General features: G+C 55.5%; 2 protein-coding genes. Both read left to right on the top strand.

What is annotated here, in order from left to right:
- On the top strand, nucleotides 1–230 hold a 230-nt coding region (locus DXA74_RS15965), incomplete at its 5' end, for a TraL conjugative transposon family protein (protein ID WP_118529109.1).
- Nucleotides 208–1,012: conjugative transposon protein TraM (gene traM, locus DXA74_RS15960; RefSeq protein WP_233550594.1), on the top strand; the 805-nt coding region annotated here is incomplete at its 3' end. The genes DXA74_RS15965 and traM, both read left to right, overlap by 23 nt.

Raw genomic sequence — 1,012 nt, 5'->3', positions numbered from 1 at the left:
GCGGACGGATTACGCCGGGCAAAAGGCTGGCGGTTATCCTCCTAATGTTCTTCTTTTTCGGCGGCTTGTCTATCTACATCACCGTTTCATCAATCTACAATATCGGGAAACGGGACGGGCAAAGGCTGCAAATAGAACACATCAGACAACTGCCGTTGCACGGCAATGACACAACCCAAAGTATCAACCCGTTAAACAGACCGCAATATGGAAGAAGTACAGAAGAATGAGAACGGCACGACCGCACCGCAGGCGGACGGGAAGCCGAAAAAGGAAAATAAGCCCAAACGGGAACTTACCCCGCAGCAGGTGCAGCAGCGCAGGAAAATGATAGTCTTCCCGCTGATGTTCCTTGCCTTTGCAGGGTGCATGTACCTGATATTCGCACCCTCCGGCAAAGAGGACGTGAACGTGGAAAGCGTGGGCGGCTTCAACGCCGACATACCCCTGCCCGCAGAGGACGGGATTATAGCCGACAAGCAAAAGGCTTACGAGCAGGCGGTGACAAGCCGCAAACAGCAGGACAAGATACAATCCTTGCAGGACTTCGGTTTCACGCTGGATGATGATACGGAAGAACCACAAGAGGAAATCAACCTGCTGCCGGAAGAAGATCCGAAGCCACAAAGGGGCGGCGGTACTTCTTCACGGGCGGCTTACCGGGACATCAACCGCCAGTTAAGCACGTTCTACGAAACGCCCCCTGTGGACGAGGAAAAAGAGGACTTGAAACGGCAGGTGGCGGAACTGACCGACCGACTGAAACAGCAGCAGAACGCCACGCCTACGGCTGACGACCAAATGGCACTCTTGGAAAAGTCCTACGAGCTGGCGGCAAAGTACATGAACGGGCAGGACGGACAAAGGGGGCAGATTGCCCAAATACCGACAGCCGGGCAGAACGGCGGCGGCATCGGCACTCCGGCTATTCCGGTGCAGGCTATCCGGGAAACGACCATTTCGGGATTGCAGCAGCCCATGAGCGATGCCGACTTCATCCGGGCTTACAGCC

Origin of the sequence: Bacteroides sp. OF04-15BH, assembly GCF_003477995.1 — a bacterium.
Lineage (GTDB): Bacteria > Bacteroidota > Bacteroidia > Bacteroidales > Bacteroidaceae > Paraprevotella.
This window is presented reverse-complemented; position numbering and strand designations above follow the sequence as displayed.